This window comes from Phycicoccus sp. Root563 (genome assembly GCF_001427915.1).
Classification (GTDB): domain Bacteria; phylum Actinomycetota; class Actinomycetes; order Actinomycetales; family Dermatophilaceae; genus Pedococcus.
The window spans coordinates 3,331,095-3,355,650 of record NZ_LMGM01000001.1 but is presented as its reverse complement, the minus strand read 5'-3'; the positions used below and the strand labels follow the sequence as shown (position 1 = coordinate 3,355,650).

Sequence of the window (24,556 nt, the reverse complement as noted above, 5' to 3'; positions counted from 1 at the left end):
GGTGGCGGCGTCGCTCATTCGGTGATCACTCCTGCGAGGTAGTCGGCGGCGTGGCCGGCCCGCGCGCGCAGGTCGGTGAGGTCGGCTCCGCTCACGGTGACGTGGCCGATCTTGCGGCCCGGACGGACCGACTTGCCGTAGAGGTGCACCTTGAGACCGGGGTCCCTGGCCATGATGTGACGGTAGGCGGGGTACAGCTCCGGGAAGTCGCCACCGAGCACGTTGGCCATGACCGTGTGCGGTTCGCGCGGCGTGGGCGCGCCGAGCGGGAGGTCGAGGACCGCGCGCAGGTGCTGCTCGAACTGGCCCGTCACCGCCCCGTCCATGGACCAGTGCCCGCTGTTGTGCGGGCGCATGGCCAGCTCGTTGACGACGTATGCCGCGGCGCCCGTCGCGGGGTCGCGCACCTCGAACATCTCCACCGCGAAGACCCCGGTGACGCCGAGCTCCTCGGCGATCCGCAGGCCGGCCTCGGTGGCCACGGCCGCGAGGTCCGCGTCGAGTCCGGGCGCCGGGGCCAGCACCTCGGTGCAGATGCCGTCGGTCTGCACCGTCTCGACCACCGGCCAGGCCGCAGCCTGGTTGGAGGGGCTGCGGGCGATGAGGACCGCGAGCTCGCGGACGAAGTCGACCTTCTCCTCGAGCAGCACGCCGTCGGCGAGGGCACCGGGCTGCCCGACCTGCTCGAGCCAGTCGGCGACGTCGTCGGCCGAGCCGATGACCCGCACGCCCTTGCCGTCGTAGCCGCCGCGGGGGGTCTTCGCGACGACCGGCCACCCGGTGCGGTCGCCGAACTCCGTCACCTCGTCCGCGGTGAGGGCCCTGGCCCACGGCGGGCAGGCAACGCCGATCTCGGTGAGGCGTTCGCGCATGGCCAGCTTGTCCTGCGCGAAGTGCAGGGCGTCCGGGCTCGGGTGCAGCGGTACCCCCGCAGCCACGAGGGCGTCCAGGACCGCCGGCGGGACGTGTTCGTGGTCGAAGGTCACCACGTCGCACTCGGCCGCGAAGGCGAGGACGGCTTCGACGTCGGTGTGGTCCCCGACGGGCGCCGACGGGATCACCTGTGCCGCGGCGGCATCCGGTGCCTCGGCCAGGACGCTCAGGGTCAGGGACAGCTCGGCAGCGGGTCCGGCACACATCCGGGCGAGCTGGCCGCCACCGATGATGCCGACGACGGGGAACCCTCCGGGGGCGCGTTGCGGTGACGTCACGACGGCGAGGATATCGGCCTCCCCCGTTGGGCCGAGGGCGCGGTGCTGGGCACGCGCCGCACGGCATCGGTCGATAGGCTCCGCTGGTGTCTGCGACCCCCTCCGTCCTCACGCGCCTGCGTGGGACCGTCGACGTCCTCTACCGCGAGATGATCAAGTTCGGCGTCGTGGGGGCCGTCGCCTTCGTCATCGACATCGGCGGGTTCAACCTCCTTCGCCGCACCGTCCTGCAGGGCACCGGCGACTGGGTGCTGTCGCACGCCGTGGTGGCGACGATCATCTCGGCCGCCGTGGCCACCGTGGTCGCGTGGGTCGGCAACCGGATGTGGACGTTCCGGCACCGCCGCAACCGTCCGGTGCACCACGAGGCGCTGCTGTTCGCGCTGACCAACGGGGTGGCCCTGCTCATCCAGGCGTTCTGCGTCGGGGTCACCAACCAGGTCGTCGCCGGCGAGACCGGCTGGGTCGCGGAGAACCTCGCCAAGATGATCGGCATCGCGCTCGGCACGTTGTTCCGGTTCTACGCCTACCGCCGGTTCGTGTTCAGCCACGAACCCCTCGCGGACACCTCGCCCCTGTCCGAGTGACGCCCCCGCCGCAGCGGATCCACCTCAGGCGGCGTCGGACTCGCTGAGGAAGAGCGCGAAGATCGCGGGCTGGGCCTGGATCAGCTCGAGCCGGCCACCGTTGGACTCGGCGAGGTCGCGGGCCAGGGCCAGGCCGAGGCCGGTGCCGCTGGTCGTGACCGAGCGCTCGAAGATGTGCGGGGCGATGGTGGCGGGCACCCCCTCGCCCTGGTCGGTCACCTCGACGACGACGGACGGGCCGGAGCGCCGGGCGGCGACGTCCACGGTGCCGCGACCGTGGGCCAGGGAGTTCTCGAGCAGCGTGGACAGCACCTGCGAGAGCGCCACCGGGGTGGCCTGGACGACCAGGCCCCGCTCCCCGTGCACCCGGACGCTGCGCCGGGCCTGCTCGAAGGCCGGCTGCCACTCGCGCTGGAGCGCGGCGATGACCGAGTCGAGGGAGACCGTCGCCTTGGGCTCGTCGCCACCGCGGCGGGTCCGCGACATGAGGTCGTCGACGACCCGGGTGAGCCGCTCGACCTGGGCGATGGCGATGTTGGCCTCCTCCTGCACGACCTCGAGGTCGTCCGTGGCGGCGATCTCCTCGAGGCGCATGAGGAGCGCGGTGAGCGGCGTGCGCAGCTGGTGCGAGGCATCGGCGGCGAAGTCGCGTTCGGACGCCAGCGACTTCGTCAGGGTCTGCGCGCTGCGCGAGAGGACCTGGGAGACCTGGTCGAGCTCGGCGATGCCCGAGTGCAGCGGCTGGATCCGCGACTCACCGGCACCGAGCCGCTCGGCCCGGTCGGCGAGCTGCGTCATCGGACGGGAGAGGCGACGCGCCTGCTGGATCGCGACGAACACGCCCACGCCGAGGGCGAGCACCGACAGGGCGATGGCGATGCCGACGAGGCGCAGGGACGTCTCGGTCGGGGTCCCGGCGCTGAGCCAGGTCGCGACCACCCCACGGCCGGCGACGGTGGCGCGCCAGATCGCCACGGCCACCGGCACCATCGTGATGACGATCGCGAGTCCCACGGCCAGGACCGTGGAGCGGATCAGCTGTTGACGCATGTCAGGCGCTCAGACCTCGTCGCCGCGCTCGAAGCGGAACCCGACACCACGCACGGTGGCGATGTAGCGGGGCTGGGCGGCGTCGTCGCCGAGCTTTCGGCGCAGGACGGAGATGTGCATGTCGAGCGTCTTGGTCGAGCCGAACCATGCGGTCTCCCAGATCTCGCGCATGAGCTGCTCGCGGGAGACGACCTTGCCCTGCTCGCGGACCAGCACGCGCAGCAGGTCGAACTCCTTGGCGGTGAGCTGCAGCTCCTCCTCCTGGAACCACGCGCGCCGACCCTCGGGGTCGATGCGGACGAGCTCGTTGGCCGACGGCGCGTCGGTGGGGTTGCGCCGCAGCAGGGCCCGGACCCGGGCCAGGAGCTCGGCGAGGCGGAACGGCTTGGTGACGTAGTCGTCTGCGCCGGCGTCGAGCCCGACGACCGTGTCGACCTCGTCGGCGCGGGCCGTGAGGATCAGGACGGGGACGGTACGGCCCTCCGCACGGATGCGGCGGCACACCTCGAGCCCGTCGACGTAGGGCAGGCCGAGGTCGAGGACGACCAGGTCCGGGTTCTCCGCCGAGGCCTCGAGGGCCGCACGGCCGTCTGCGCGGACGTCGACGTCGTAGCCCTCTCGTCGCAGCGCACGGGCCAGCGGTTCGGAGATGGCGGGGTCGTCCTCGGCCAACAGCACACGGGTCATGGGGTGATCGTAGGGAACGACGAGCCAGATCAGCGACCAGGCCACTCCGGACGGCGTTTTTCGTTGAAAGCGGACACACCTTCGGCACGGTCCGCAGAGAACGCCGTCGCGGCCCAGTGCTCGTCCTCGAGCTCCAGCCCGGCGGCCAGGTCGGTGTCGAAGCCGCGGCGCATCGCGGCCTTGGCGTTGCGCACGCCGACCGGCGAGTTGGCCGCGATCGTCGTCGCGAGCTCGAGGGCCCGCTCGCGGGCCGAGCCGGCCGGCACCACCTCGTCGACCGCGCCCAGGGCGCAGGCGTCGGCCGCGGAGAAGCGCTCGGCGGTGAAGATCATCCGCGCCGAGCGGGACCAGCCGATGCGGCGGGTGAGCAGCTGGGTGCCGCCCCCTCCGGGGATGACCCCGACGGACACCTCGGGCAGGCCGACCACTGCGCCCTCGCCGCAGATGACGAGGTCGCAGGACAGCGCGATCTCGAAGCCACCTCCCAGCGCGTACCCGTCCACGGCCGCCACGACGGGCACGGGCAGGTCGAGCACGCCGCGGTATGCCGCCCGCGCGAGCGGGCGCTGGGCGCGCAGGTCCTCGTCGGTGAAGGAGTTGCGCTCCTTCAGGTCGGCACCGACGCAGAAGGCCTTCGGGTGGGTCGAGCTGACGACGACCGCGCGCACGGTGCGGTCCTCGGCCAGCTCGCGGGCCGCGCGTCCGAGGGCGTGCGCCATCTCGGTGGACACCGCGTTCATCGCCTCGGGGCGGTCGAGGACCAGCTCGGCGACGTGGCCGCCGTCTCCGTGCCGCTCGATGCGGACCATGGTCGTCGTCATGGGGTGTCCTCTCGTGGGGGTGCAGGGGGCGGCGTGGGGGTGCGGCCGGCCAGGCGGCCGCCGGTGGCGCGGCGCAGCTCGCTCGGGGTCACCCGACCGATGCCACGCAGCGTGCGGGTGCGCAGCGCGGTGGTCTCGAACCCCGACAGCGACGCGAGCGCCGTGGCGAGGGCGTCGTCGACGAGCACGCCGCCACCCGGCGCGACGCTGGTGATCCGGGAGGCGCGGTTGACGGTGGTGCCGAAGACGTCCCCGAGGCGCGAGAGGACCGGGCCGACCGCCATACCGACCCGCACGTCCGGGAGCAGGTCGTCCTCGGCCATCGTCTCGACGAGGTCGAGGGCGACCGCGGCGGCGGGCGCGGCGTCGATGGTGACGAACAGGATCTCGTCCCCCACGGTCTTGATCACCCGGCCGCCGTGGGCGGTGACGATGTCGGTCGCGAGCGCCTCGAACCGCTGCACCATGACCGCGAGCTGGCGCTCGGTCATCCGGCGCACCAGCGAGGTGAAGTTGACGAGGTCGGCGAACCCGACCACGCGGCGCACGCCCTGGGCCGACTGCTGGGGGTCGGCGTCGGCGAGCATGCGGGAGATGGCGGCGGTGAGGTGCCGGCGCCAGGCGTAGATGAGCAGGGGCTCGAGCGAGTCGGCCATGTCGGCGAGCTTGCGGGCCGCCGCCTTGGCGGCGTCGAGGTCGGGGGCGCCGCGGGCGTCGGCCTCGTCGAGGGCCGCCTCGAGCGCCGGGTCGGCGAGCGCCTCGGCCATGAGCTGGGTCTGCCAGACCGCGAGCCGGTCGGTGGTGCGCGCGAACGCACGGGTCATCGCGAGGGCGGTCGCCTCGTCGAGCTCCTCCTCGCGCACGAGCCGCGCCACGGCCATGAGGGCCATCTGGTCGGCCTCGGTGAACATCGCGTCGTCGTCCTCGACGATCGGGAACCCCAGGGCGTGCCAGAACTTGCGGGCCGACAGCAGCGAGACCTCGGCGCCGCGGCTGACGTCGCGGCGGGCCATGGTGGCCGGCTTGCCGAGCAGTCGGGCCTCGAGGTTGTCCGGGCTCAGGGCGGCGAAGTCCTCGGGGCGCACGATGCGGTGGCGTCCGACCTCGGACACGGCCGACACCTCCTCGGGATCTCACGGACGGCGCACACGTCGCTGCGCCTGCTGGGCAACACGGGAGCAGCCCCGCACGCGGCAGGACTGCACGGGGCGCGGCGGTGCGTCCCTCACCCCGCATCATGCCGTGCCGGGGAGGCCCTCGCCGCAGGAGTCGGTCAGCTCGCCGGCCGCACGTGCACGACGTCCCCGGCGGCGACCGGGTACTCCGTGCCCCCCGAGGCGACCACGAGCCGCCCCTCCTCGTCGACCCCTGTGGCCCGGGCGCGCCGCACGTCACCGCCGGCGACGTGCAGCTCCACGTCGCGCCCGATGGTCAGGCACGCCGACCGGTAGGCGGCGTGGAGACCCGCGCGCGCCGCCGGGCCGCCGCACAGCTCACCGTGCCACCGCGCCAGGTGGCCGAGCAGGGCGACGACGAGGTCCTCCCGGCTGGTGTCGGGGGCACCGGCGAGGCGCAGCGACGTGGCCGTGTCGACGGGCAGCTCGTCGCGCTCCTGGTCGACGTTGATCCCGAGGCCCACCACGATGCCGCCCGGCTGCAGCTCGCAGAGGATTCCGCAGACCTTGCGCTCCTCGTCGGCGGGGAGGAGGACGTCGTTGGGCCACTTCAGCCCGGCCTCCAGGCCGGCGACGTCCCCGATGGCGTCGCGGACCGCGAGTCCCGCAGCCAGGGGCATCCAGCCGCGCCCCGCGTCCGGTGCGGGCAGCAGGACCGACAGGGTCACGGAGGTGTCCGGTGGCGTCTCCCAGACGCGGCCGAGCCGTCCGCGCCCCGCCTGCTGGTGGTCGGTGACGACGACGTGGAAGGGCCGGGCGAGGCGAGCGGCCTCGGCGTTGGTCGAGCCGAGCTCGCGGTGGACGTCGACGTCCAACCACGGTGAGCCCGACGTGACCAACGCCTCGTGCAATGCCTCACGCTGGAGAGGTTGGCGCATGGGGGCAAGGCTAGGCTCCCCGGCATGGCCCAGACCACCACCGACGCGGTCTCCACCGGCGGCACCGACGTCCCCAGCCCCGACTCCGGTGTCGACCTCCACTCGACGGCAGGCAAGCTCGCCGACCTCAAGCGCCGCGTGGCCGAGGTCGCCCACGCCGGCTCGGAGCGGGCCGTCGAGAAGCAGCACGCCAGGGGCAAGAAGACCGCCCGCGAGCGCCTCGAGATGCTGCTCGACGAGGGGTCCTTCGTCGAGATGGACAAGTACGCCCGCCACCGCAGCACCGCCTTCGGGCAGGAGCAGAACCGCCCCTACGGCGACGGCGTCGTCACCGGGTACGGCACCGTCGACGGCCGCACCGTCGCCGTCTTCGCCCAGGACTTCACCGTGTTCGGCGGGTCGCTCGGCGAGGTCTTCGGCGAGAAGATCTGCAAGGTCATGGACTTCGCGATGAAGGTCGGCTGCCCGGTCGTCGGCCTCAACGACTCCGGCGGCGCGCGGATCCAGGAGGGCGTGGTCTCGCTCGGCCTCTACGGCGAGATCTTCCGCCGCAACGTCCACGCCAGCGGCGTCATCCCGCAGATCTCCCTCGTCATGGGCCCCTGTGCCGGCGGGGCGGTCTACTCCCCCGCCGTCACGGACTTCACCGTGATGGTCGACCAGACGTCGCACATGTTCATCACCGGTCCCGACGTCATCAAGACCGTCACCGGCGAGGTCGTCTCGTTCGAGGACCTCGGTGGCGCCCGCGCCCACAACACCAAGTCCGGTGTCGCGCACTACATGGGTGACGACGAGGCCGACGCGATCGAGTACGTCAAGGCGCTCCTGTCCTACCTCCCGAGCAACAACCTCGAGGAGCCGCCGTCCTTCGCCGACGACGCCGACCTGCCGTCGCTCGAGGTCACCGACGACGACCGGGTCCTCGACACGCTCATCCCCGACAGCCCCAACCAGCCCTACGACATGCACACCGTCATCGGCTCGGTCGTCGACGACGGCGAGTTCCTCGAGGTGCACCCGTTGTTCGCGCCCAACATCATCTGCGGCTTCGGGCGGGTCGAGGGCCGCTCGGTCGGGGTCGTCGCCAACCAGCCGATGCAGTTCGCCGGCACCCTCGACATCGACGCCTCGGAGAAGGCCGCCCGGTTCGTGCGGACCTGCGACGCGTTCAACGTGCCGGTGCTGACCTTCGTCGACGTCCCCGGCTTCCTCCCGGGCACCGACCAGGAGTGGGACGGCATCATCCGCCGTGGCGCCAAGCTCATCTACGCCTACGCCGAGGCCACCGTCCCCCTCGTCACCGTCATCACCCGCAAGGCCTACGGCGGCGCGTACGACGTCATGGGTTCCAAGCACCTCGGCGCCGACATCAACCTCGCCTGGCCGACGGCGCAGATCGCGGTCATGGGTGCCCAGGGCGCGGTCAACATCCTCTACCGCAAGCAGCTCGCGGCCGCCGAGGCCGATGGCGAGAACGTCGAGGAGGCCCGCCAGCGGTTCATCACCGAGTACGAGGACACCCTCGCCAACCCCTACATCGCGGCCGAGCGCGGCTACATCGACACGGTGATCACCCCCAGCAACACGCGCATGAACGTCACCCGGGCCCTGCGCGCCCTGCGCACCAAGCGGGAGACGCTGCCGCCCAAGAAGCACGGGAACATTCCCCTATGACCTCGTCGCTGGCTCCGAGCTCAGGGGGACCCGGCCCTATGACCCCCGAGCAGAGTCCGAGCTCAGGGGGACCCGGCCCCATGACCCCCGAGCAGAGCGAGTCCGCAGCGACGGAGCCGCCGCTGCGGCTGGTCCGCGGCGACGCGAGCCCGGAGGAGATCGCGGCGCTGTTCGCCGTGCTGTCGGCCGCGTCCGGTGGCGACGAGGCGCCGGCACCGCGGTCCACCTCGGCGTGGACGTCCCGTGAACGCCTCGTGCGCCGCCCCCTCACCCCGGGTCCGGGCGCGTGGCGCGCCTCCGCCTGGCGCTGAGCCCCAGGGGAGGTGTGCCGCGCACCCGGCTCCGCGGCATACCTCACGTCCCCGACGGAGAGCAGGCAAGACGCTGGTTGCGCGGCAGACCGAGGGTTGATTCGGCGAGCTTCACCGCGCAGCCAGCGTTCTGCGTGGGGTGGTGGTCGGTCAGCGGGTGCGGCTCTCGACCATCTCGCGCAGCTCCTCGGCGTCGGCCCCGGCGAGGGCGTCGGCCGCCAGGACCTGACGGGCCGCCTCGAGGTCGCCCATGAACGCCCGGAAGGCCATCCGCACGTCGACACCGTGCCCGGGCCGCGACACCACCTCGATCGCGTCGCCGGGACGGACCTCCCCACCGGTGACGACCGAGAGGTAGGCACCCGTGTTGCCGACCTCGGTGAACCGCTTGACCCACCCGCGCTCGCCCATCCGGGCCTGGAACGTCGCGCACGGGACGCGAGGGCCGCAGACCTCGAGGACGACCTCGTCCCCGACCGCCCACCGCTCGCCGAGGAGGGCACCGTCGACCTCGAGCCCCGTGGTCGTGAGGTTCTCCCCGAAGACCCCGTCTGCCAGCTCGCGTCCCAGCCGCTCCTGCCAGGCGTCGAGCTCCTCGCGGGCGTACGCGTAGACCGCCTGCTGGTCCCCGCCGTGGTGCTTCACGTCCGCGATGAAGTCGCCGACGACCCCGCTGCCGAGCCCACCGTGCTTGGGCCCGGGGGCGCGCAGGGTCGCGGACCCGACCGGCTTCTTGCCGATGCCGGTGACACCGACCGACTTGGCCGGGTTGGGCTCGGAGGCGCCGATGTTGAGCGAGAGCAGGCGGGCAGTCATGCGGCCAGCCTAGGCAGTGCGGCAAGCCGATAAGGCGGTGACGACGTCAGGCCGCTGGGGTACGTTCGCGGCTGTGAGCACCCAGACCTCCACGACCCGGCCCGCCACCGCAGTCGACGCCATCGCCGACGACTACCTCGCGCGCACCGCAGCCCTCAGCCCGATCAGCGCGACCTACTACGGCATCGCCGGGTACGAGGAGGAGCTGGACGACTTCTCCCCCGCCGGCCATGCCGCCGCCTCGGAGCTGCGTCGCGAGATCCTGTCCCGCCTCGAGGGTGTGCCGCCCGTCGACGACATCGACCGCGTCACCATCGCGGCCCTGCGCGAGCGCATCGGCCTCGCCGAGGAGACGTATGCCGCGGGGCTGGACGAGATGGCCCTCAACGTCCTCGCCTCCCCGCTGCAGGAGATCCGGGGCTGCTTCGACCTCATGGCCACGGACACCGACGAGGACTGGGGGGTCTTCGCCCGGCGGCTGGAGAAGGTGCCGACCGCCCTCGACCAGTGGAAGCAGAGCCTCACCGCCGCGGCCGACAAGGGCAACATCGCCCCGCGCCGCCAGGTCAAGGCCTGCATCGCCCAGTGCGAGGACCTCACCGCCGACGACGGCTACTTCGCCGGACTGCTCGACGGGACCACGGCCGGCACGGCCGACCTCTCCGACGGCACCCGCACCCAGCTGGAGGCCGCCGTGGGCGGCGCCCGCGCGGCATACGCGGAGCTCGGCCCCTGGCTGGCCGAGAACCTGCTGGACCGGGCCCCGGAGGCGGATGCCTGCGGGCGCGAGGCCTACGCGCTGCTGTCGCGGGCCTTCATCGGGGCCGAGGTCGACCTCGAGGAGACCTACGCGTGGGGCCAGGAGGAGGTCCGGCGGCTCACGGCCGAGATGGCCGCGGTCGCCGACCAGATCAAGCCCGGCGCCACCGTGGCCGGGGCCATCGCGGCCCTGGACGCCGACCCGGCGTACCAGCTCCACGGCACCGACGAGCTCAAGGCCTGGATGCAGAAGAAGGCCGACGCCGCCATCGCCGAGCTCGCCGACACGCACTTCGACATCCCCGACCCGGTGCGCACCATCGAGTGCCTCATCGCGCCGACCCAGACCGGTGGGATCTACTACACCGGCCCCAGCGAGGACTTCACCCGCCCGGGCCGGATGTGGTGGTCCGTCCCCAAGGGCGTCACGGCGTTCGGCACGTGGAAGGAGCTCACCACCGTCTACCACGAGGGCGTTCCCGGTCACCACCTCCAGGTCGCCCAGACGGTGTTCCGCTCCGAGCTGCTCAACCGGTGGCGCCGCATCGGCATCTGGACCTCCGGCCACGGCGAGGGCTGGGCGCTCTACGCGGAGCTGCTCATGGCCGAGCTCGGGCACATGGACGACCCGGGCAACCGGCTCGGCCTGCTCGACAGCCAGTCCCTGCGAGCAGCCCGCGTCGTCATCGACATCGGCGTGCACTGCGGGTTCGAGGCGCCCGAGGAGGTCGGCGGCGGTGCATGGGACTACGACAAGGCCTGGCAGTACCTCACCGCCCACGCCAACCAGGGCGAGGCCTGGCTGCGCTTCGAGCTCGACCGCTACCTCGGCTGGCCGGGTCAGGCTCCCTCCTACAAGATCGGCGAGCGCCTCTGGCTGCAGCTGCGCGAGCAGGTGCGCGAGAAGGAGGGCGACGCCTTCAGCCTCAAGGACTTCCACCGTCGCGCGCTCGACATCGGCAGCGTCGGCCTCGACACCCTGCGCCAGGCGGTCCTCGGCGAGCTCGACTGACCTTCGTCGGCCGGCCACCAGCGGTGGTCGGCCGACGCGTTCATCCCCTGCGGGTGGGAAGATGCCCGCGTGACACTCGCCCTGACCCTGGTCGCCATCGTCGCTGCGGTGATCGTCGTCGCGGGGCTCTCCGAACGCATCAACGTCCCGGCGCCCCTCTCGCTGATCGTCGTGGGCATCGGCATCTCCTACATCTCCTTCATCAAGGAGCCGGTCCTCACCCCGGACGTCGTCCTCTACGGCCTGCTCCCACCCCTGTTGTATGCCGCGGCGGTCCGGACCTCGCTCGTGGACTTCCGGGCCAACACCACGTCGATCCTGGCGCTGTCCGTCGGGCTGGTGCTGTTCACCGCTGCCGGTGTCGGCCTCGTGACGTGGTGGCTGATCCCCGTCCCGTTCGCCGTGGCCTTCGCCCTGGGCGCCGTCGTCGCCCCACCGGACGCCGTCGCGGCCACCGCCGTGGCCCGCCGGATCGGCCTCCCACGCCGGGTGGTGACCATCCTCGAGGGCGAGTCGCTGGTCAACGACGCGACGGCCCTGGTGTCCCTGCGGACCGCCATCGCCGCCTTCAGCGTCGCCGGTGTGGGCGCGCACGCCGCGGCCGACCAGGTGACCTTCGGGTCGGTCGCGCTCGACTTCGCTTGGGCGGTCGTCGGCGGGATCGGGTTCGGGGTGGTCGTGGCCCTCGTCATCGGCCTGATCCGCCGCAACTTCACCGACCCGGCCATCGACACCTCCCTGTCCTTCATCGTGCCGTTCGTGGCGTTCCTGCCGGCCGAGCACTTCGAGTCCTCCGGCGTCCTGGCCGTGGTCGTCGCCGGGCTGCTGCTGGGCCACAAGTCACCGGTCGTGCAGACGGCGGCCTCGCGCCTCAGTGAGCGGATCAACTGGGCGTCGGTGCAGTTCCTCCTCGAGAACGCCGTCTTCCTCATGATCGGCCTGCAGATGCGGCGCATCGTCGCCGACATCTCCGACTCGGGCCTGTCGTGGGGACGGGTCGTGGTCGTCACGCTGGCCGTCCTCACCACGGTCGTCCTGCTGCGCCCCCTGTACGTCTTCCCCACCCGCCTGCTGTTCAGCCGCTTCGACAAGGGCATCAGCCCCACGTCGCGGCCGTACGCGCACAGCGCGATCATCTCGTGGGCGGGCATGCGTGGCGTGGTCACGCTCGCCGCCGCGTTCACGCTCCCCCAGGAGACGCCGTACCGGGGCGTCCTGGTCTGGATCGCCATGGTCGTCACCGTGGGCACCCTGCTGGTGCAGGGCACCACCCTGCCGCTGCTCGCCCGCTGGCTGCGGGTCCGCGGACCCGACCCGCGCGAGGACGCGCTGCAGGAGGCGACCATCCTCCAGGCCTCGGTCTCCGCAGGGCTGACCGCCCTGGAGAACTGCGACGGCTCGGACCCCGAGGTGGTCGAGACCCTCCGGGCCCGGGCGGAGAACCGTACGAACATCGTCTGGGAACGCCTCGGCCAGGGACGTGAGGGCGCCGAGACCCCGAGCGAGACGTACCGGCGGATGCGGATGACGATGCTCGAGGCCGAGCGGCGCGAGCTGCTGCGGATCCGCGGCGAGGGCAACGCCGACCAGGAGGTCCTCGCCCACGTCATGGCGCAGCTCGACATCGAGGAGTCGATGCTCGACCGGATCGAGGACCGCACCTCCGCGCTGCGTGACGAGCCGATGCTGCCGGTCGAGCGCACCGAGGGACAGTGCCAGCACCTCGCTGACCACCACGACCGGTTCGTCGCCCCGACCAGCCCGCACGGTTGCGAGCAGTGCCTGCGCGACGGGACGCAGTGGGTCCACCTGCGGCTGTGCCTCGACTGCGGCCACGTCGGGTGCTGCGACTCCTCGCCGCAGAAGCACGCGGACGCGCACTTCCACGAGTCCGGGCACCCGGTGATGCGCAGCTTCGAGCCCGGCGAGTCCTGGCGCTGGTGCTTCGTCGACAACCAGCTCGGCTGAGGGCTCGGGGGGCTTCCGGCGGCGGATAGGGTCCGGGCATGACCAACCCGACCGCCTCGCTCGTCCTCGCCTCCGCCTCGCCCGCCCGCAAGAAGCTCCTGCTCGCCGCGGGGGTGGAGCCGAGCATCGTCGTCAGCTCCGTGGACGAGGACGCCGTGACGGCAGCGGCACGCGAGACGTACGGCGAGCTGGCCCCGGAGGACGTCGCCCTCGTCCTCGCCCGCGCCAAGGCCGAGGACGTCGCCGCCCAGATCGAGCACGCCCTGGTGCTCGGCTGCGACTCGGTGCTCGAGCTCGACGGCGAGGTGCACGGCAAGCCCGTCGACGCCGCGGAGGCGATCGAGCGCTGGTCCCGGATGAGCGGGCGCTCCGGCGTCCTGCACACCGGGCACTGGCTCGTCGACACCCGCGAGAGCGACGCCGGCGGCACCGGCGCGACCCTGGGGGCGACGGCCTCGACCACCGTCCACTTCGCCAGCCTGGACCCCGCGGAGATCGAGGCGTACGTCGCGACGGGTGAGCCCCTGCGCGTGGCCGGGTCGTTCACGCTCGACGGGCTCGGTTCCCCCTACGTCGCGGGCATCGAGGGCGACCCGAGCAACGTCGTCGGACTCAGCCTGCCGCTGCTGCGCGAGCTGCTCGGGGAGATCGGCATCGCCTGGCGCACCCTGCGCAGCCCGAGCTCCGCCCGCGGCAACTGACGCAAGACGCCAGCGACCGCGCACCTGGCTCTCGTTGACGCGCAGGGACGCACGGCCTACGCCGCCGCCAGCGAGACGTCCGGTCAGACCGGGGGGACGTCCCGGCGCTTGGTGGCGAAGTGGCGTTCACGGTTCGCGGCGTACCGCAGCCGCAGGAGGAGCTCGGCGCGCAGGGCGTCGGCCTCGATGACCTGGTCGAGGACGAGGTCCGCGGCGAGGCGCTCGAGGTCGACGTCCTCCTCGTACTCGCGGCGCATCTCCTGGACGAACGCCTCGCGCTCGTCGGGGTCCTCGATGGCGGCGATCTTGTTGGCGTACACCGCATTCACCGCGGCCTCGGGACCCATGACGGCGATCCGCGCGGTCGGCAGCGCGATCGTCGCGTCGGGAGCGAAACCCGGTCCACCCATCGCGTAGAGGCCGGCGCCGTACGCCTTGCGGACGACGATGCAGAACTGCGGGACGGTCGCGGACGACACGGCGTGCACCATCTTCGCGCCGTGGCGGATGATGCCACCGCGCTCGACCTCGGAGCCGATCATGAACCCCGGGACGTCGGCGAGGTAGAGCAGCGGGATCGAGAACGCGTCGCACAGCCAGATGAACCGTGCGGCCTTGTCGGCGCTGTCGGTGAACAGCACGCCACCCTTGACCATCGAGTTGTTGGCGACGATGCCCACGGTCTCGCCGTCCATCCGGCCGAACCCGATGACGAGCTCGGGGGCGAACAGCGGCTTGATCTCGAAGAACGACTCGTCGTCGAGCAGCCCGTCGATCACCTCGTGGATGTCGAACGGCTGGCTCTCGCGCTCGGGCACCGTGTGCCGCGTGAGCGGGCGCGACGGCTCCTCGGGGGCATAGCTCGGCTTGTCGGCGCGCCAGCTGGAGGGGACGTAGGAGAAGTAGAGCTTGGCGAGCTCGATCGCCTCGGTGTCGTCGGAGACGAGCAGGTCGCCGACCCCGGAGACGGTGCAGTGCATGCGCGCACCGCCCATGTCCTCGAGCGAAACCTTCTCTCCCACAACCATTTCCGCCATGCGTGGGCTGCCGAGGTACATCGACGCGTTGCCCTCGACCATGATGATGAGGTCGGTGAACGACGGGATGTAGGCACCGCCCGCGGCGCTCGGGCCGAAGAGGCAGCAGATCTGCGGGACCTTGCCGGACAGCGCGACCTGGTTGTGGAAGATCTTCCCGGCGCCACGACGTCCCGGGAACATCTCGACCTGGTCGGTGATGCGCGCGCCTGCCGAGTCGACGAACCAGAAGACCGGCAGCTCCTCGCGCAACGCCATCTCGGTGGCGCGGACGATCTTCTCGACGGTGCGCGCGCCCCACGAGCCGGCCTTGACGGTCGGGTCGTTCGCGATGACGATCGCCGGCCGCCCGTCGACCATCCCGCGCCCGGTGACGACACCGTCGGCGGGCAGGCCCTGGGCCGTCGCGTTGGCGAACCGGCCGTCCTCGACGAAGCTGCCCTCGTCGAACAGCAGGGCGATCCGGTCGCGGACGTAGAGCTTGCCCTGCGCGTCGAGCTTCGCCTTCGCCTTCTCGGGCGCGGAGCCCGAGGCCTCGTATGCCGCGGCGAGCCGCCGGCGCACGTCCCCCACCTTGGGGTCGGCGCCGGAGTCCCCGGCCACGGCGAAGGCGGGACTTGCGTCGTCGACTCGGCTCACCGGCATACCCTCTCGCACTCCGGCGCTCACGCGGTCGGGAGGCCGAGGTGGCGGGCGATGACCATGCGCTGGACCTCGGAGGTGCCCTCGCCGATCTCGAGGATCTTGGCGTCGCGGTAGAAGCGCGCCACGGGGTACTCCTCCATGAAGCCGTTGCCACCGAAGACCTGGGTGGCGATGCGGGTCGCGGTGACGGCGGCCTCGGTCGAGTACAGCTTGCAGATGGCGGCGGCCTGCTTGACCTCCTTGACCGAACGGCGGCCACGCTCGAGCTCGTCCTTGAGCCAGGCGGCCTTGTAGGTGAGCTGGCGCGACGCCTCGACCATGACGGCGAGGTCGGCGATCTGGAACGAGATGCCCTGGTTGACGCCGATCGGCTTGCCGAAGGCCTTGCGGGTCTTCGCGTAGGCCGTGGTCTCCTCGAGCATCCGCTGGCTCATCCCGATGGCGAGTGCGGAGATGGCGATGCGGCCGTCGTCGAGGGTCTTGAGGAACTGCTTGAAACCCTCGCCCTCGTTGCCGAGCAGGTTGCCCGCCGGGACGCGGCAGTCCTCGAAGGTCAGGCCGTGGGTGTCCGAGGCGTGCCAGCCGAGCTTGTCGTAGGCCGGCTCGACGGTGAACCCGGGGGTGCCCGACGGGATCATGATCGCGCTGAGGACGGCCGAACCGTCGTCGTTCGTGCCGGTGCGGGCGGTGACCGTCACGACGGAGGTGATGTCGGTCCCGGAGTTGGTGATGAACGCCTTGGAGCCGTTGACGACCCACTCGTCGCCGTCGCGGACCGCCTTGGTGCGGGTGGCACCGGCGTCCGAACCCGCGTCGGGCTCGGTGAGGCCGAAACCGGCGAGCGCGCGCCCGGCGACCAGGTCGGGCAGGAAGCGCTCCTTCTGCTCCTGCGTGCCGTAGGTGAGGATCGGGTTGATGCCCAGGCCGACCCCGGCGGACAGCGTGATGCCGATCGACTGGTCGACCCGGCCGAGTTCCTCGATGGCGACGCAGAGGCTGGTGAAGTCGCCGTCGTCGCCCATCCCCCCGAACTCCTCCGGCACGACCAGCCCGAAGAGCCCGAGCTCGCCCATCTTCGGGACGAGGTCCGTGGGGAAGTGGTGCGCCTTGTCCCACTTCGCGATGTTCGGCTCGACCTCGTCTTGGGCGAACTCCCGGACGACCTTGCGGAAGTCCTCGTGCTCCTTGGACAGCTCGAACATGCGCGCTCCTCGTGGGATCGGGGGTGGTGCAGGGGTGCCACGACGTGAGGTGTGTGGCCGCCAGTTCTTGACGTTGACGTAAACGTAAAGCAATACTCACGGGTATGCCAGCCGCCGACGTGACCGATCTCGACCAGTCGTGGTCCATCCGGGAGATCGCGGACGAGTTCGACGTCACGCACCGCACCGTGCGCCACTACGAGGACCTCGGGCTCATCTCCCCCGAACGGCGCGGCACGACCCGGGTCTACCGTCGCCGCGACCGCACCCGCCTGGCCCTGATCCTGCGGGGCAAGCGGCTCGGGTTCCCGCTCGAGGAGATCCGCACGATCATCGACCTCTACGACCGGCCCCGCGGCAAGGCCAGCCAGCTCGAGTACGTGCTCTCCCAGATCGACGAGCGCCGCCGCGACCTCGAGCAGCGCCGCCGGGACCTCGAGGACGCGCTGGCCGAGCTCGGCGAGTTCGAGCGCCGCTGCCGCGCCGACCTCGACCACCTCGCCTGACCCTGCCGGGCCCCGTCACCGTCACCCGCGTCGCCTGACCCTGCCGCCCGCTCCCCCCTCGAGATGGGCAGACTGCCCCCGGCGGGCCCGGCAGTACGAGCACGAGCGCGGGGCGGGCCTCGAGGACGACTGCTGGACGTGCGTGGAGATGACGTCCCTCAGCCTCACCGCGGAAGCGCGGGAGTGTCGCTCTTCGCGCCCGGCTCACCCGACTGCTGCTCCAGCGCGCACGAAGGGGGGCAGAACGCCCCCTCCCCACGTCCGGGGTGGGCCGTTTCCCACCCTTCGGCCACCTGGTTGCCGACCGGGGCAGCTCGCGGCGGTGCGACCTAGGGTTGGGGCATGGCCTCCTCGAGCGCGTCCCCCACCGTCCTGTTCATCGGCGGGACGGGGGTGATCAGCACCGCGTGCGCCCGGGCCGCGGTCGCCGACGGGTTCGCCGTCACCCTGCTCAACCGCGGCGCGAGCAGCACCCACGAGCCGGCGCCGGGTGCCGAGGTGCTGACCGCCGACATCCGCGACCGTGGGGCCGTCGCCACCACCCTGGACGGTCGCGGGTTCGACGTCGTCGTCGACTTCCTGACGTTCACGACCGACCAGCTCACCGCCAACCTGGACCTGCTCGAGGGACGCTTCGGCCAGTACGTCTTCATCAGCTCGGCCTCGGCGTACCAGACCCCACCCACCCACGGCCCGGTCACCGAGTCCACTCCGCTGCGCAACCCGTTCTGGCAGTACTCCCGAGACAAGATCGCCTGCGAGGACCTGCTCGTCGCCGCCTACCGGGACGCCGGGCTCCCGGTGACGATCGTGCGCCCGTCGCACACCTACGACCACACCCTGCTCCCGTTCAGCGGTGGCTGGACGGTCGTCCAGCGGATGCTCGACGGCAAGGAGGTGGTCGTCCCGGGCGACGGGACGTCGTGGTGGACGCTGACCCACCACGAGGACTTCGCGCGCGCGTTCGTGCGCCTGCTCGACCGGCCGCAGGCCATCGGCGAGGCCTTCCACATCACCTCCGACGAGGCACTGACGTGGGACCAGATCCACCAGGAAGTGGCTGCCGCGGCCGGGGTCGAGGCCCGGATCGTGCACGTCGCCTCCGACGCGATCGCCGCCAACGACGCCGAGCTCGGCGCGTCCCTCGTCGGCGACAAGTCGAACTCGATGGTCTTCGACAACACCAAGATCCGGACGCTCGCCGCCGGGTGGAACGCCCGGGTCCCGTTCCGCCGCGGCGCGGCCGAGATGGTCGCCTGGCACCTCGCCGACCCCACCCGGCAGCGCATCGACCACGAGCTCGACGCCCTCTACGACCGCCTGCTCGAGGCCTACCGCCCGCGGGCGCTCTAGCCCCGGTCGACCCGGACCGGCGCGACCCCCGTCGCTGCCAGGAAGGCGTCGATCTCGGCGGCCGTGGGGGCCGTCGCCGGTCCGCGCCGGGTCACCTTGATCGCACCGGCGGCGTTGGCCCGCCGCGCGGCCGTCAGCCAGTCGGCGCCCCGTGCCCGCTCGGCGAGGAGCACGCCGGTGTGGGTGTCGCCTGCACCGTTGGTGTCGACCGCCTCCTGCGGGTGACCGGCGAGGTATGCGGTGTGGCCGGCTTCGTGGACGTGGCAGCCCTTGGACCCGTCGCGGACGATCGCGACGGCGCCATCGGGCAGGCGGAGGGCCACGGCTGCGGCGGAGTCGTCCTCGACCTGCACCCCGGTCAGGGTGAGCGCCTCGTCCGCGTTGCTCGTCCAGACGTTCGTCCGGGCCAGGACCTCCTCCCGCAGCGAGTCGTCCAGACTGCCGAACGCGTCACCCGGGTCGAGCACGACCACGACGTCGTCAGCGAGCCCGGAGAGCCACTGCCGCAACGGATCCCGCGTCCGACCGACCAACGAGAACCCGCTCACGCAGACGAGGTCCCCGGCGACCGGCGCAGACGTGTCGAGGCTGGCGACCGAGATGTCGCGCTCGGCACCCTGGGTCGTCACGAACGTCCGCTCGGCCGACGGCTCCACCATGACGACGCAGATGCCGGTGTCGGAGTCGGGCACGACCGGGCTGCTGAGCGCCACCCCGTCGGCGGCCAGGGCGGCACGGACGAGGTCGCCGTTCGCCCCCGTCCCCACCGAGCCGGCGTGCACGGCGACGGCTCCCGACCGCGCCGCGGCGACGAGGATGTTGACCGCCCCGCCGGCATACCGGCTGTAGGAGGTGGCCACGGCGTTGCCGCCGCGTTCGGGCAGGGACGCGACCTCGACCACCTCGTCCACGAGCGCCTGGGCACTGTGGATCACCCGCGGCCGAACGGACCGCGGACGGCGTGCCTCTTCGGCGTCGTGGGTGGCCATGCCGACGGAGTATGCCGTGTCGGCCTCCGGGTGCGGCCGCACAGGGGCGCGATGCGGGCTGCACCCGAGCGCGGCACAGGACCGCGTGGCAGGGTGACAGGGTGGCGACCACCCCCGAGACGACCCTGCTCATCCTCGGCGCGGGCGGTGACCTGACCCACCGGCTCCTGCTCCCCGGTCTGGCCAGCCTCCTGGTCGTCGAACGCGACCGGCGGGTCCGGGTGCTGGGGGCCGACCGCGTGGATCTCTCGCCGGCCCAGTGGAAGGCGCGGGTCAAGGACGCGTTCTCGACCGTCGATGCGCCGACGAAGGTGACCACGCCCGTGACCCGGCACACGGCATACCTGCAGACGGACCTGCTCGACGAGGCCGCGCTGCGTGACCTCGTCGCGCACTGCGGCGACGGCCCCCTGGTCATCTTCTTCGCGCTGCCGCCGCAGGTGACCATGAAGGTCTGCGCGCTGCTGCGGCACGTCGACCTGCCGCAGACCACCCGGCTGGCGCTGGAGAAGCCGTTCGGCACCGACCACGAGAGTGCCGTGGAGTTCAACGCCCTGCTGCACGAGGTGGTCGACGAGGACGCCATCTTCCGGATCGACCACTTCCTCGGCGTCGCCACGGTCTTCAACCTCGTGGGGCTGCGGTTCGCCAACCGCGTGCTCGCACCGATCTGGAACGCCGAGCACATCGAGCGCGTCGAGATCGTCTACGACGAGGACCTCGCGCTCGAGGGCCGGGCCGGCTACTACGACGGCGCAGGAGCCCTGCGCGACATGCTCCAGAGCCACCTGCTGCAGGTGATGTCGCTGTTCGCCATGGAGTCCATCGCGACGCTCGACGCCCAGGAGATGCGCGACCAGAAGGTCCAGGTGCTGCGTGCCACCCGGGTGTGGGGCGGGTCGCCCAAGCGGTCCTCCCGCCGGGCCCGCTACACCGCGGGGAAGATCGGCCGCCGCGCCGTTCCCGACTACGCGCGGGAGGAGGGTGTCGACCCACGCCGCCACACCGAGACCCTCGCGCAGGTCACCCTCGAGGTGAGGAACAACCGCTGGGCGGGGGTGCCGTTCGTCCTGCGCAGCGGCAAGGCGCTGGGCTCGCCGCGCAAGCAGGTCGTCGCGCACCTGAGGGACGTGCCGCACCTGCCGACCGGTTTCGTCGGCACCAGCGCCGGCGACCGGCTCACCATCGACCTCAAGCCCGGCGCGGTCTCGCTCACCCTGACGATGAACGCCGAGGGCGACCCCCTCGACCTCGAGCAGAAGACCCTCACGGCTCCCCTCGCCGCACCACGGATGCAGGCCTACGGCGAGGTGCTGGCCCAGGTCCTCGACGGCGACCAGCTGCTCACCGTGCGCGGCGACGCGGCCGAGGAGTGCTGGCGGGTCATGGCCCCGGTCATCAAGGCGTGGGCCGACGACGTCGTCCCGCTCGAGTCGTATGCCGCCGGGTCGGACGGCCCGGAGGGCTGGCTGTAGTCAGACGCGGGCGCGGACGGCGTAGAGCTCGGGGAAGAACGTCAGGTCCAGCGCCCGGCGCAGGAAGCTGACCCCCGACGACCCACCGGTCCCCGGCTTCATGCCGATCGTGCGGGTGACGACCTGCAGGTGCCGGAACCGCCACTGCTGGAAGTTGTCCTCGAGGTCGACCAGCTCCTCGCAGGTCTCGTACACGCCCCAGTGCTCGGCCGGCGACGCGTAGACGGCGGCGAAGGTGTCGACGAGCCGCTCGTCGAGCCGGTAGGGCTGGGTGAAGTCGCGCTCGAGCAGCTCGGCGGGCACGGCATACCCCCGTCGGTCGAGGTAGCGCAGGAACTCGTCGTACAGGCTCGGCTCGACGAGCAGCTCGGCGAGCATGTCCCGTGCCGCGGGGTCGTGTTCGAACACGGTCACCATGTCGGCGTTCTTGTTGCCCAGGAGGAACTCGACCGCACGGTACTGCCAGGACTGGAACCCCGAGCTGGTCGCGAGGAACGGCCGGATCTCGGCGTACTCGCTCGGCGTGAGCGTCGCGAGCACCGACCACTGGCCGGTGAGGGTGTGCTGGATGTGCTTGACGCGCGCCAGCCGCTTGAGCGCCGGGGCGAGCTCGTCGGTCGACAGCAGGGCCCGGGCCGAACGTAGCTCGTGCAGCATCAGCTTCAACCAGAGCTCGGACGTCTGGTGCTGGATGATGAACAGCAGCTCGTCGTGCTGGGGCGGTTCGCTGCGCGGGTGCTGCGACGACAGCAGCCGGTCGAGCCCCAGGTAGGCGCCGTAGGACATGGACTGCGAGAAGTCGCGCTGCACGCCCTCCTCGATCGGCCGGATCGCCTTGGCGTCCTGCGCCGCGTGGTCTGCCGCTTCGGCACCCACCCCGTCGTTCGTCGTGGCTCCATCGGCCTGCTCGTCCGTGCTCATGGCGCCCACCCTAGGGCCAGCGGCGCGGGCGTCAGCCGAACTCGCGCGGGTCGGGCCCGGTGCGCTCGCCGCGGTCGAGGCGGGCCATGTCGGACAGGTCGTCCGGATCGAGCTCGAAGCCGAAGAGGTCGAAGTTCTCCCTGATCCGGCTCGGGGTCACCGACTTGGGGATGACGACGTTCCCGATCTGGGTGTGCCACCGCAGGATCGCCTGGGCCGGGGTGACGCCGTGCTTGTCCGCGATCCTCACCACCACCTCGTCGGTGAGGACCCCACCACCGGACGCCAGCGGGCTCCAGGCCTCGGTGAGCATCCCGTGGCTGGCGTGGAACTCGCGCAGCTCGAACTGCTGGAGGTAGGGGTGCAGCTCGACCTGGTTGATCGCCGGCAGCTCCCCGGTCTCGTCGAGGAGGCGCTGGAGGTGCTCGACCTCGAAGTTGCAGACACCGACGGCGCGCACCCGGCCCGAGGCCCGCAGCTCGAGCAGCGCCCGCCAGGTCTCGACGTACCTGTCCTGGGCCGGTGCCGGCCAGTGGATGAGGAAGAGGTCCAGCACGTCGAGACCCAGCCGCTTCATCGAGGCGTCGAACGACGCGAGCGTCGCGTCGTGGCCGTGGTCGTCCTGCCACACCTTCGTGGTGACGAACAGCTCGCTGCGGTCGAGGTCGGTGGCCGCCAGCGCCCGGCCGACACCCTCCTCGTTGCCGTAGAGCGTGGCCGTGTCGATGCTGCGGTAGCCGACCTCGAGGGCCGAGGCGATGGCCGCGTCGACGTCGGCGTCCGGGACCTGCCACACCCCGAACCCGAGCTGCGGGATCGTGATGGTGTCGGCGCCGGTGGACAGCTGGAGGTTCGGGACTGAGGTCATGCGTCGACTGTATGCAGGTGTCGCCCAGGCCACACCCCGTGGGTGGGAGTGACGCCGGGGAAACGGGCTAGGCTCCGCCGCATGGTGCCCTCTCCCGACTCGACGACGAAGCCGAGCCCCCGCCCCATCTCGAAGGTCCTCATCGCCAACCGTGGTGAGATCGCCGTGCGCATCGCCCGGGCCTGTGCCGACAGCGGACTCGGCTCGGTCGCCGTGTACGCCGACCCGGACCGGGACGCCCTGCACGTCAAGGTCGCCGACGAGGCGTGGGCCTTGGGCGGGACCACCCCCGCCGACTCCTACCTCGTGCAGGAGAAGCTCCTCGAGGTGGCCCGCAAGTCCGGGGCCGACGCCGTGCACCCCGGCTACGGCTTCCTCTCCGAGAACGCCTCGTTCGCCCAGGCCGTCATCGACGCCGGGCTGACCTGGGTCGGCCCTCCCCCGTCGGCGATCGACTCGCTCGGCGACAAGGTCAAGGCCCGCCACATCGCCTCCAAGGCCGACGCCCCGCTCGTCGCGGGCACCCCCGACCCGGTCGAGGGCGCCGACGAGGTCGTGACGTTCGCGAAGGAGCACGGCCTCCCCGTCGCGATCAAGGCGGCGTACGGCGGTGGCGGCCGCGGCCTCAAGGTCGCCCGCACCATGGAGGAGATCCCCGAGCTGTTCGACTCGGCGACCCGTGAGGCCGTCGCCGCCTTCGGCCGCGGCGAGTGCTTCGTCGAGCAGTACCTCGACAAGCCGCGCCACGTCGAGACCCAGTGCCTGGCCGACCAGCACGGCAACGTCGTCGTCGTCTCCACGCGCGACTGCTCCCTGCAGCGTCGGCACCAGAAGCTCGTCGAGGAGGCGCCCGCGCCGTTCCTGTCCGACGAGCAGAACGCCGAGCTCGTCCGCGCCTCCAAGGCGATCCTGTCCGAGGCCGGCTACACCGGAGCCGGGACGTGCGAGTTCCTCGTGGCCCAGGACGGCCGGATCTCCTTCCTCGAGGTCAACACCCGACTCCAGGTCGAGCACCCCGTGAGCGAGGAGGTCACCGGCATCGACCTCGTGCGCGAGCAGTTCCGCATCGCCAACGGCGAGGTCCTCGGCTATGACGACCCCACGCCCGTGGGCCACTCGTTCGAGTTCCGCATCAACGGCGAGGACGCCGGGCGCAACTTCCTGCCCGCCCCCGGCGTGGTCGCGACCTTCCAGCCTCCGTCGGGCCCCGGCGTCCGGCTCGACTCCGGTGTCGTCGAGGGCGACGTCATCGGCGGTGCGTTCGACTCGATGCTCGCCAAGCTCATCGTCACCGGCCGTGACCGCCGGCAGGCGCTCGAGCGTTCACGCCGGGCCCTGGCCGAGTTCGTCATCGACGGGATGCCGACCGTCCTGCCGTTCCACCGCGTGGTCGTGTCCGACCCGGCGTTCGCCCCGGAGGACGACTCGGCGTTCACCGTGCACACCCGCTGGATCGAGACCGAGTTCGACAACCAGATCCCGGCCTACTCCGGTGCGACGCCCGAGGCCCCCGAGGAGTCCGGCGAGCGCCAGAGCGTCGTCGTCGAGGTCGGCGGGAAGCGCCTCGAGGTCGTCCTCCCCGGTGGACTCTCGCTCGGCGGGGGTGGCGGCACGAAGAAGAAGGCCCCCCGTCGTTCCGGTGGCGCCAAGGCCGGCGCCGCCGCCTCGGGCGACTCCCTCACCGCGCCGATGCAGGGCACGATCGTCAAGATCGCGGTCGAGGAGGGCCAGCAGGTCGCCGAGGGCGAGCTCGTCGTGGTCCTCGAGGCGATGAAGATGGAGCAGCCGATCAACGCCCACAAGGCAGGCACCGTCACCGGCCTCGCGGCCGAGGTCGGCCAGACGGTGACCAACGGCGCCGTCATCGCCGAGATCAAGGACTGACCCCGCGCCATACCGGCCGAAAA

Annotated in this window: 22 protein-coding genes; 10 read left to right on the top strand and 12 right to left on the bottom strand. The window is 71.9% G+C overall.

What is annotated here, in order from left to right; genetic code table 11:
* Positions 1-14: 14 nt before the first annotated feature.
* Positions 15-1,211 (bottom strand): 5-(carboxyamino)imidazole ribonucleotide synthase, encoded by a 1,197-nt coding sequence (locus ASD62_RS15965; protein WP_056916795.1) that lies wholly within the window; start codon positions 1,209-1,211, stop codon positions 15-17.
* A gap of 86 nt (positions 1,212-1,297) precedes the next feature.
* Between ASD62_RS15965 and ASD62_RS15960 the strand changes: the two genes are divergently transcribed.
* Positions 1,298-1,798, top strand: a complete 501-nt coding sequence (locus ASD62_RS15960) for a GtrA family protein (protein ID WP_235529118.1) — start codon at positions 1,298-1,300, stop codon at positions 1,796-1,798.
* 24 nt (positions 1,799-1,822) lie between these two features.
* Here the strand turns inward: ASD62_RS15960 and ASD62_RS15955 are convergent, their stop codons facing one another.
* From ASD62_RS15955 to ASD62_RS15935, 5 genes are all read right to left on the bottom strand, one after another.
* Positions 1,823-2,848 carry a sensor histidine kinase KdpD gene (locus ASD62_RS15955; protein WP_056916793.1) on the bottom strand — a complete coding sequence of 342 codons (1,026 nt, stop codon included), beginning with the start codon at positions 2,846-2,848 and terminating at the stop codon, positions 1,823-1,825.
* 9 nt (positions 2,849-2,857) lie between these two features.
* Positions 2,858-3,535 carry a response regulator transcription factor gene (locus tag ASD62_RS15950; RefSeq protein ID WP_056917463.1) on the bottom strand — a complete coding sequence of 226 codons (678 nt, stop codon included), beginning with the start codon at positions 3,533-3,535 and terminating at the stop codon, positions 2,858-2,860.
* A 29-nt stretch (positions 3,536-3,564) separates the two neighbouring features.
* The gene (locus tag ASD62_RS15945) at positions 3,565-4,356 is read right to left on the bottom strand and encodes an enoyl-CoA hydratase/isomerase family protein (protein WP_056916792.1); all 792 of its coding nucleotides are present in this window, start codon (positions 4,354-4,356) and stop codon (positions 3,565-3,567) included.
* Positions 4,353-5,468: an adenylate/guanylate cyclase domain-containing protein gene (locus ASD62_RS15940; protein ID WP_235529117.1), complete on the bottom strand. Its 1,116-nt coding sequence runs from the start codon at positions 5,466-5,468 to the stop codon at positions 4,353-4,355. Before ASD62_RS15940 ends, ASD62_RS15945 begins: the two co-directional genes overlap by 4 nt.
* 161 nt (positions 5,469-5,629) lie before the next feature.
* Positions 5,630-6,409: a biotin--[acetyl-CoA-carboxylase] ligase gene (locus ASD62_RS15935; protein WP_082580873.1), complete on the bottom strand. Its 780-nt coding sequence runs from the start codon at positions 6,407-6,409 to the stop codon at positions 5,630-5,632.
* A 24-nt stretch (positions 6,410-6,433) separates the two neighbouring features.
* Here ASD62_RS15935 and ASD62_RS15930 point away from each other — a divergent pair, with 24 nt between their 5' ends.
* Both ASD62_RS15930 and ASD62_RS15925 read left to right on the top strand, forming a co-directional pair.
* Entirely contained in the window at positions 6,434-8,086 is a 1,653-nt protein-coding gene (locus ASD62_RS15930; protein WP_056916789.1) for an acyl-CoA carboxylase subunit beta, read from the top strand.
* Between the two features lie 80 nt (positions 8,087-8,166).
* Entirely contained in the window at positions 8,167-8,397 is a 231-nt protein-coding gene (locus ASD62_RS15925; protein WP_056916788.1) for an acyl-CoA carboxylase subunit epsilon, read from the top strand.
* A 150-nt stretch (positions 8,398-8,547) separates the two neighbouring features.
* On the opposite strand, the gene ASD62_RS15920 is transcribed toward ASD62_RS15925, so the two are convergent.
* Positions 8,548-9,213 carry an MOSC domain-containing protein gene (locus tag ASD62_RS15920; RefSeq protein WP_056916787.1) on the bottom strand — a complete coding sequence of 222 codons (666 nt, stop codon included), beginning with the start codon at positions 9,211-9,213 and terminating at the stop codon, positions 8,548-8,550.
* A gap of 73 nt (positions 9,214-9,286) precedes the next feature.
* On the opposite strand from ASD62_RS15920, the gene ASD62_RS15915 reads away from it, so the two are divergent.
* The 3 genes from ASD62_RS15915 (at position 9,287) to ASD62_RS15905 (ending at position 13,653) form a co-directional block, all read left to right on the top strand.
* Entirely contained in the window at positions 9,287-10,984 is a 1,698-nt protein-coding gene (locus tag ASD62_RS15915) for a DUF885 domain-containing protein (protein WP_056916786.1), read from the top strand.
* Positions 10,985-11,053: 69 nt separating this feature from the next.
* Positions 11,054-12,952, top strand: coding sequence for a Na+/H+ antiporter (locus tag ASD62_RS15910; RefSeq protein WP_056916785.1), 1,899 nt, complete (start codon positions 11,054-11,056; stop codon positions 12,950-12,952).
* Between the two features lie 38 nt (positions 12,953-12,990).
* Positions 12,991-13,653, top strand: a complete 663-nt coding sequence (locus ASD62_RS15905) for a nucleoside triphosphate pyrophosphatase (RefSeq protein ID WP_056916784.1) — start codon at positions 12,991-12,993, stop codon at positions 13,651-13,653.
* Between the two features lie 83 nt (positions 13,654-13,736).
* On the opposite strand, the gene ASD62_RS15900 is transcribed toward ASD62_RS15905, so the two are convergent.
* Positions 13,737-15,335, bottom strand: coding sequence for an acyl-CoA carboxylase subunit beta (locus ASD62_RS15900; RefSeq protein WP_056916783.1), 1,599 nt, complete (start codon positions 15,333-15,335; stop codon positions 13,737-13,739).
* Positions 15,336-15,355: 20 nt separating this feature from the next.
* Positions 15,356-16,537: an acyl-CoA dehydrogenase family protein gene (locus ASD62_RS15895; RefSeq protein WP_056916782.1), complete on the bottom strand. Its 1,182-nt coding sequence runs from the start codon at positions 16,535-16,537 to the stop codon at positions 15,356-15,358.
* Between the two features lie 104 nt (positions 16,538-16,641).
* Here ASD62_RS15895 and ASD62_RS15890 point away from each other — a divergent pair, with 104 nt between their 5' ends.
* Entirely contained in the window at positions 16,642-17,043 is a 402-nt protein-coding gene (locus ASD62_RS15890; protein WP_056916781.1) for a MerR family DNA-binding transcriptional regulator, read from the top strand.
* Between the two features lie 342 nt (positions 17,044-17,385).
* Positions 17,386-18,396, top strand: coding sequence for an NAD-dependent epimerase/dehydratase family protein (locus tag ASD62_RS15885; protein WP_056916780.1), 1,011 nt, complete (start codon positions 17,386-17,388; stop codon positions 18,394-18,396).
* On the opposite strand, the gene ASD62_RS15880 is transcribed toward ASD62_RS15885, so the two are convergent.
* On the bottom strand, positions 18,393-19,385 hold the full coding sequence (locus ASD62_RS15880) for a PfkB family carbohydrate kinase (RefSeq protein ID WP_056917462.1): 993 nt from the start codon (positions 19,383-19,385) through the stop codon (positions 18,393-18,395). The genes ASD62_RS15885 and ASD62_RS15880 overlap by 4 nt on opposite strands.
* A 101-nt stretch (positions 19,386-19,486) precedes the next feature.
* Between ASD62_RS15880 and ASD62_RS15875 the strand changes: the two genes are divergently transcribed.
* Positions 19,487-20,860: a glucose-6-phosphate dehydrogenase gene (locus ASD62_RS15875; protein WP_056916779.1), complete on the top strand. Its 1,374-nt coding sequence runs from the start codon at positions 19,487-19,489 to the stop codon at positions 20,858-20,860.
* Here ASD62_RS15875 and ASD62_RS15870 read toward each other — a convergent pair whose 3' ends face one another.
* Together ASD62_RS15870 and ASD62_RS15865 are read right to left on the bottom strand one after the other, a co-directional pair.
* Positions 20,861-21,646 carry a tryptophan 2,3-dioxygenase gene (locus ASD62_RS15870; RefSeq protein ID WP_056917461.1) on the bottom strand — a complete coding sequence of 262 codons (786 nt, stop codon included), beginning with the start codon at positions 21,644-21,646 and terminating at the stop codon, positions 20,861-20,863. It lies immediately after the preceding gene.
* 166 nt (positions 21,647-21,812) lie between these two features.
* Entirely contained in the window at positions 21,813-22,649 is an 837-nt protein-coding gene (locus ASD62_RS15865; protein ID WP_056916778.1) for an aldo/keto reductase, read from the bottom strand.
* Between the two features lie 81 nt (positions 22,650-22,730).
* On the opposite strand from ASD62_RS15865, the gene ASD62_RS15860 reads away from it, so the two are divergent.
* On the top strand, positions 22,731-24,533 hold the full coding sequence (locus ASD62_RS15860) for a biotin carboxylase N-terminal domain-containing protein (RefSeq protein WP_056916777.1): 1,803 nt from the start codon (positions 22,731-22,733) through the stop codon (positions 24,531-24,533).
* Positions 24,534-24,556 lie beyond the last annotated feature (23 nt).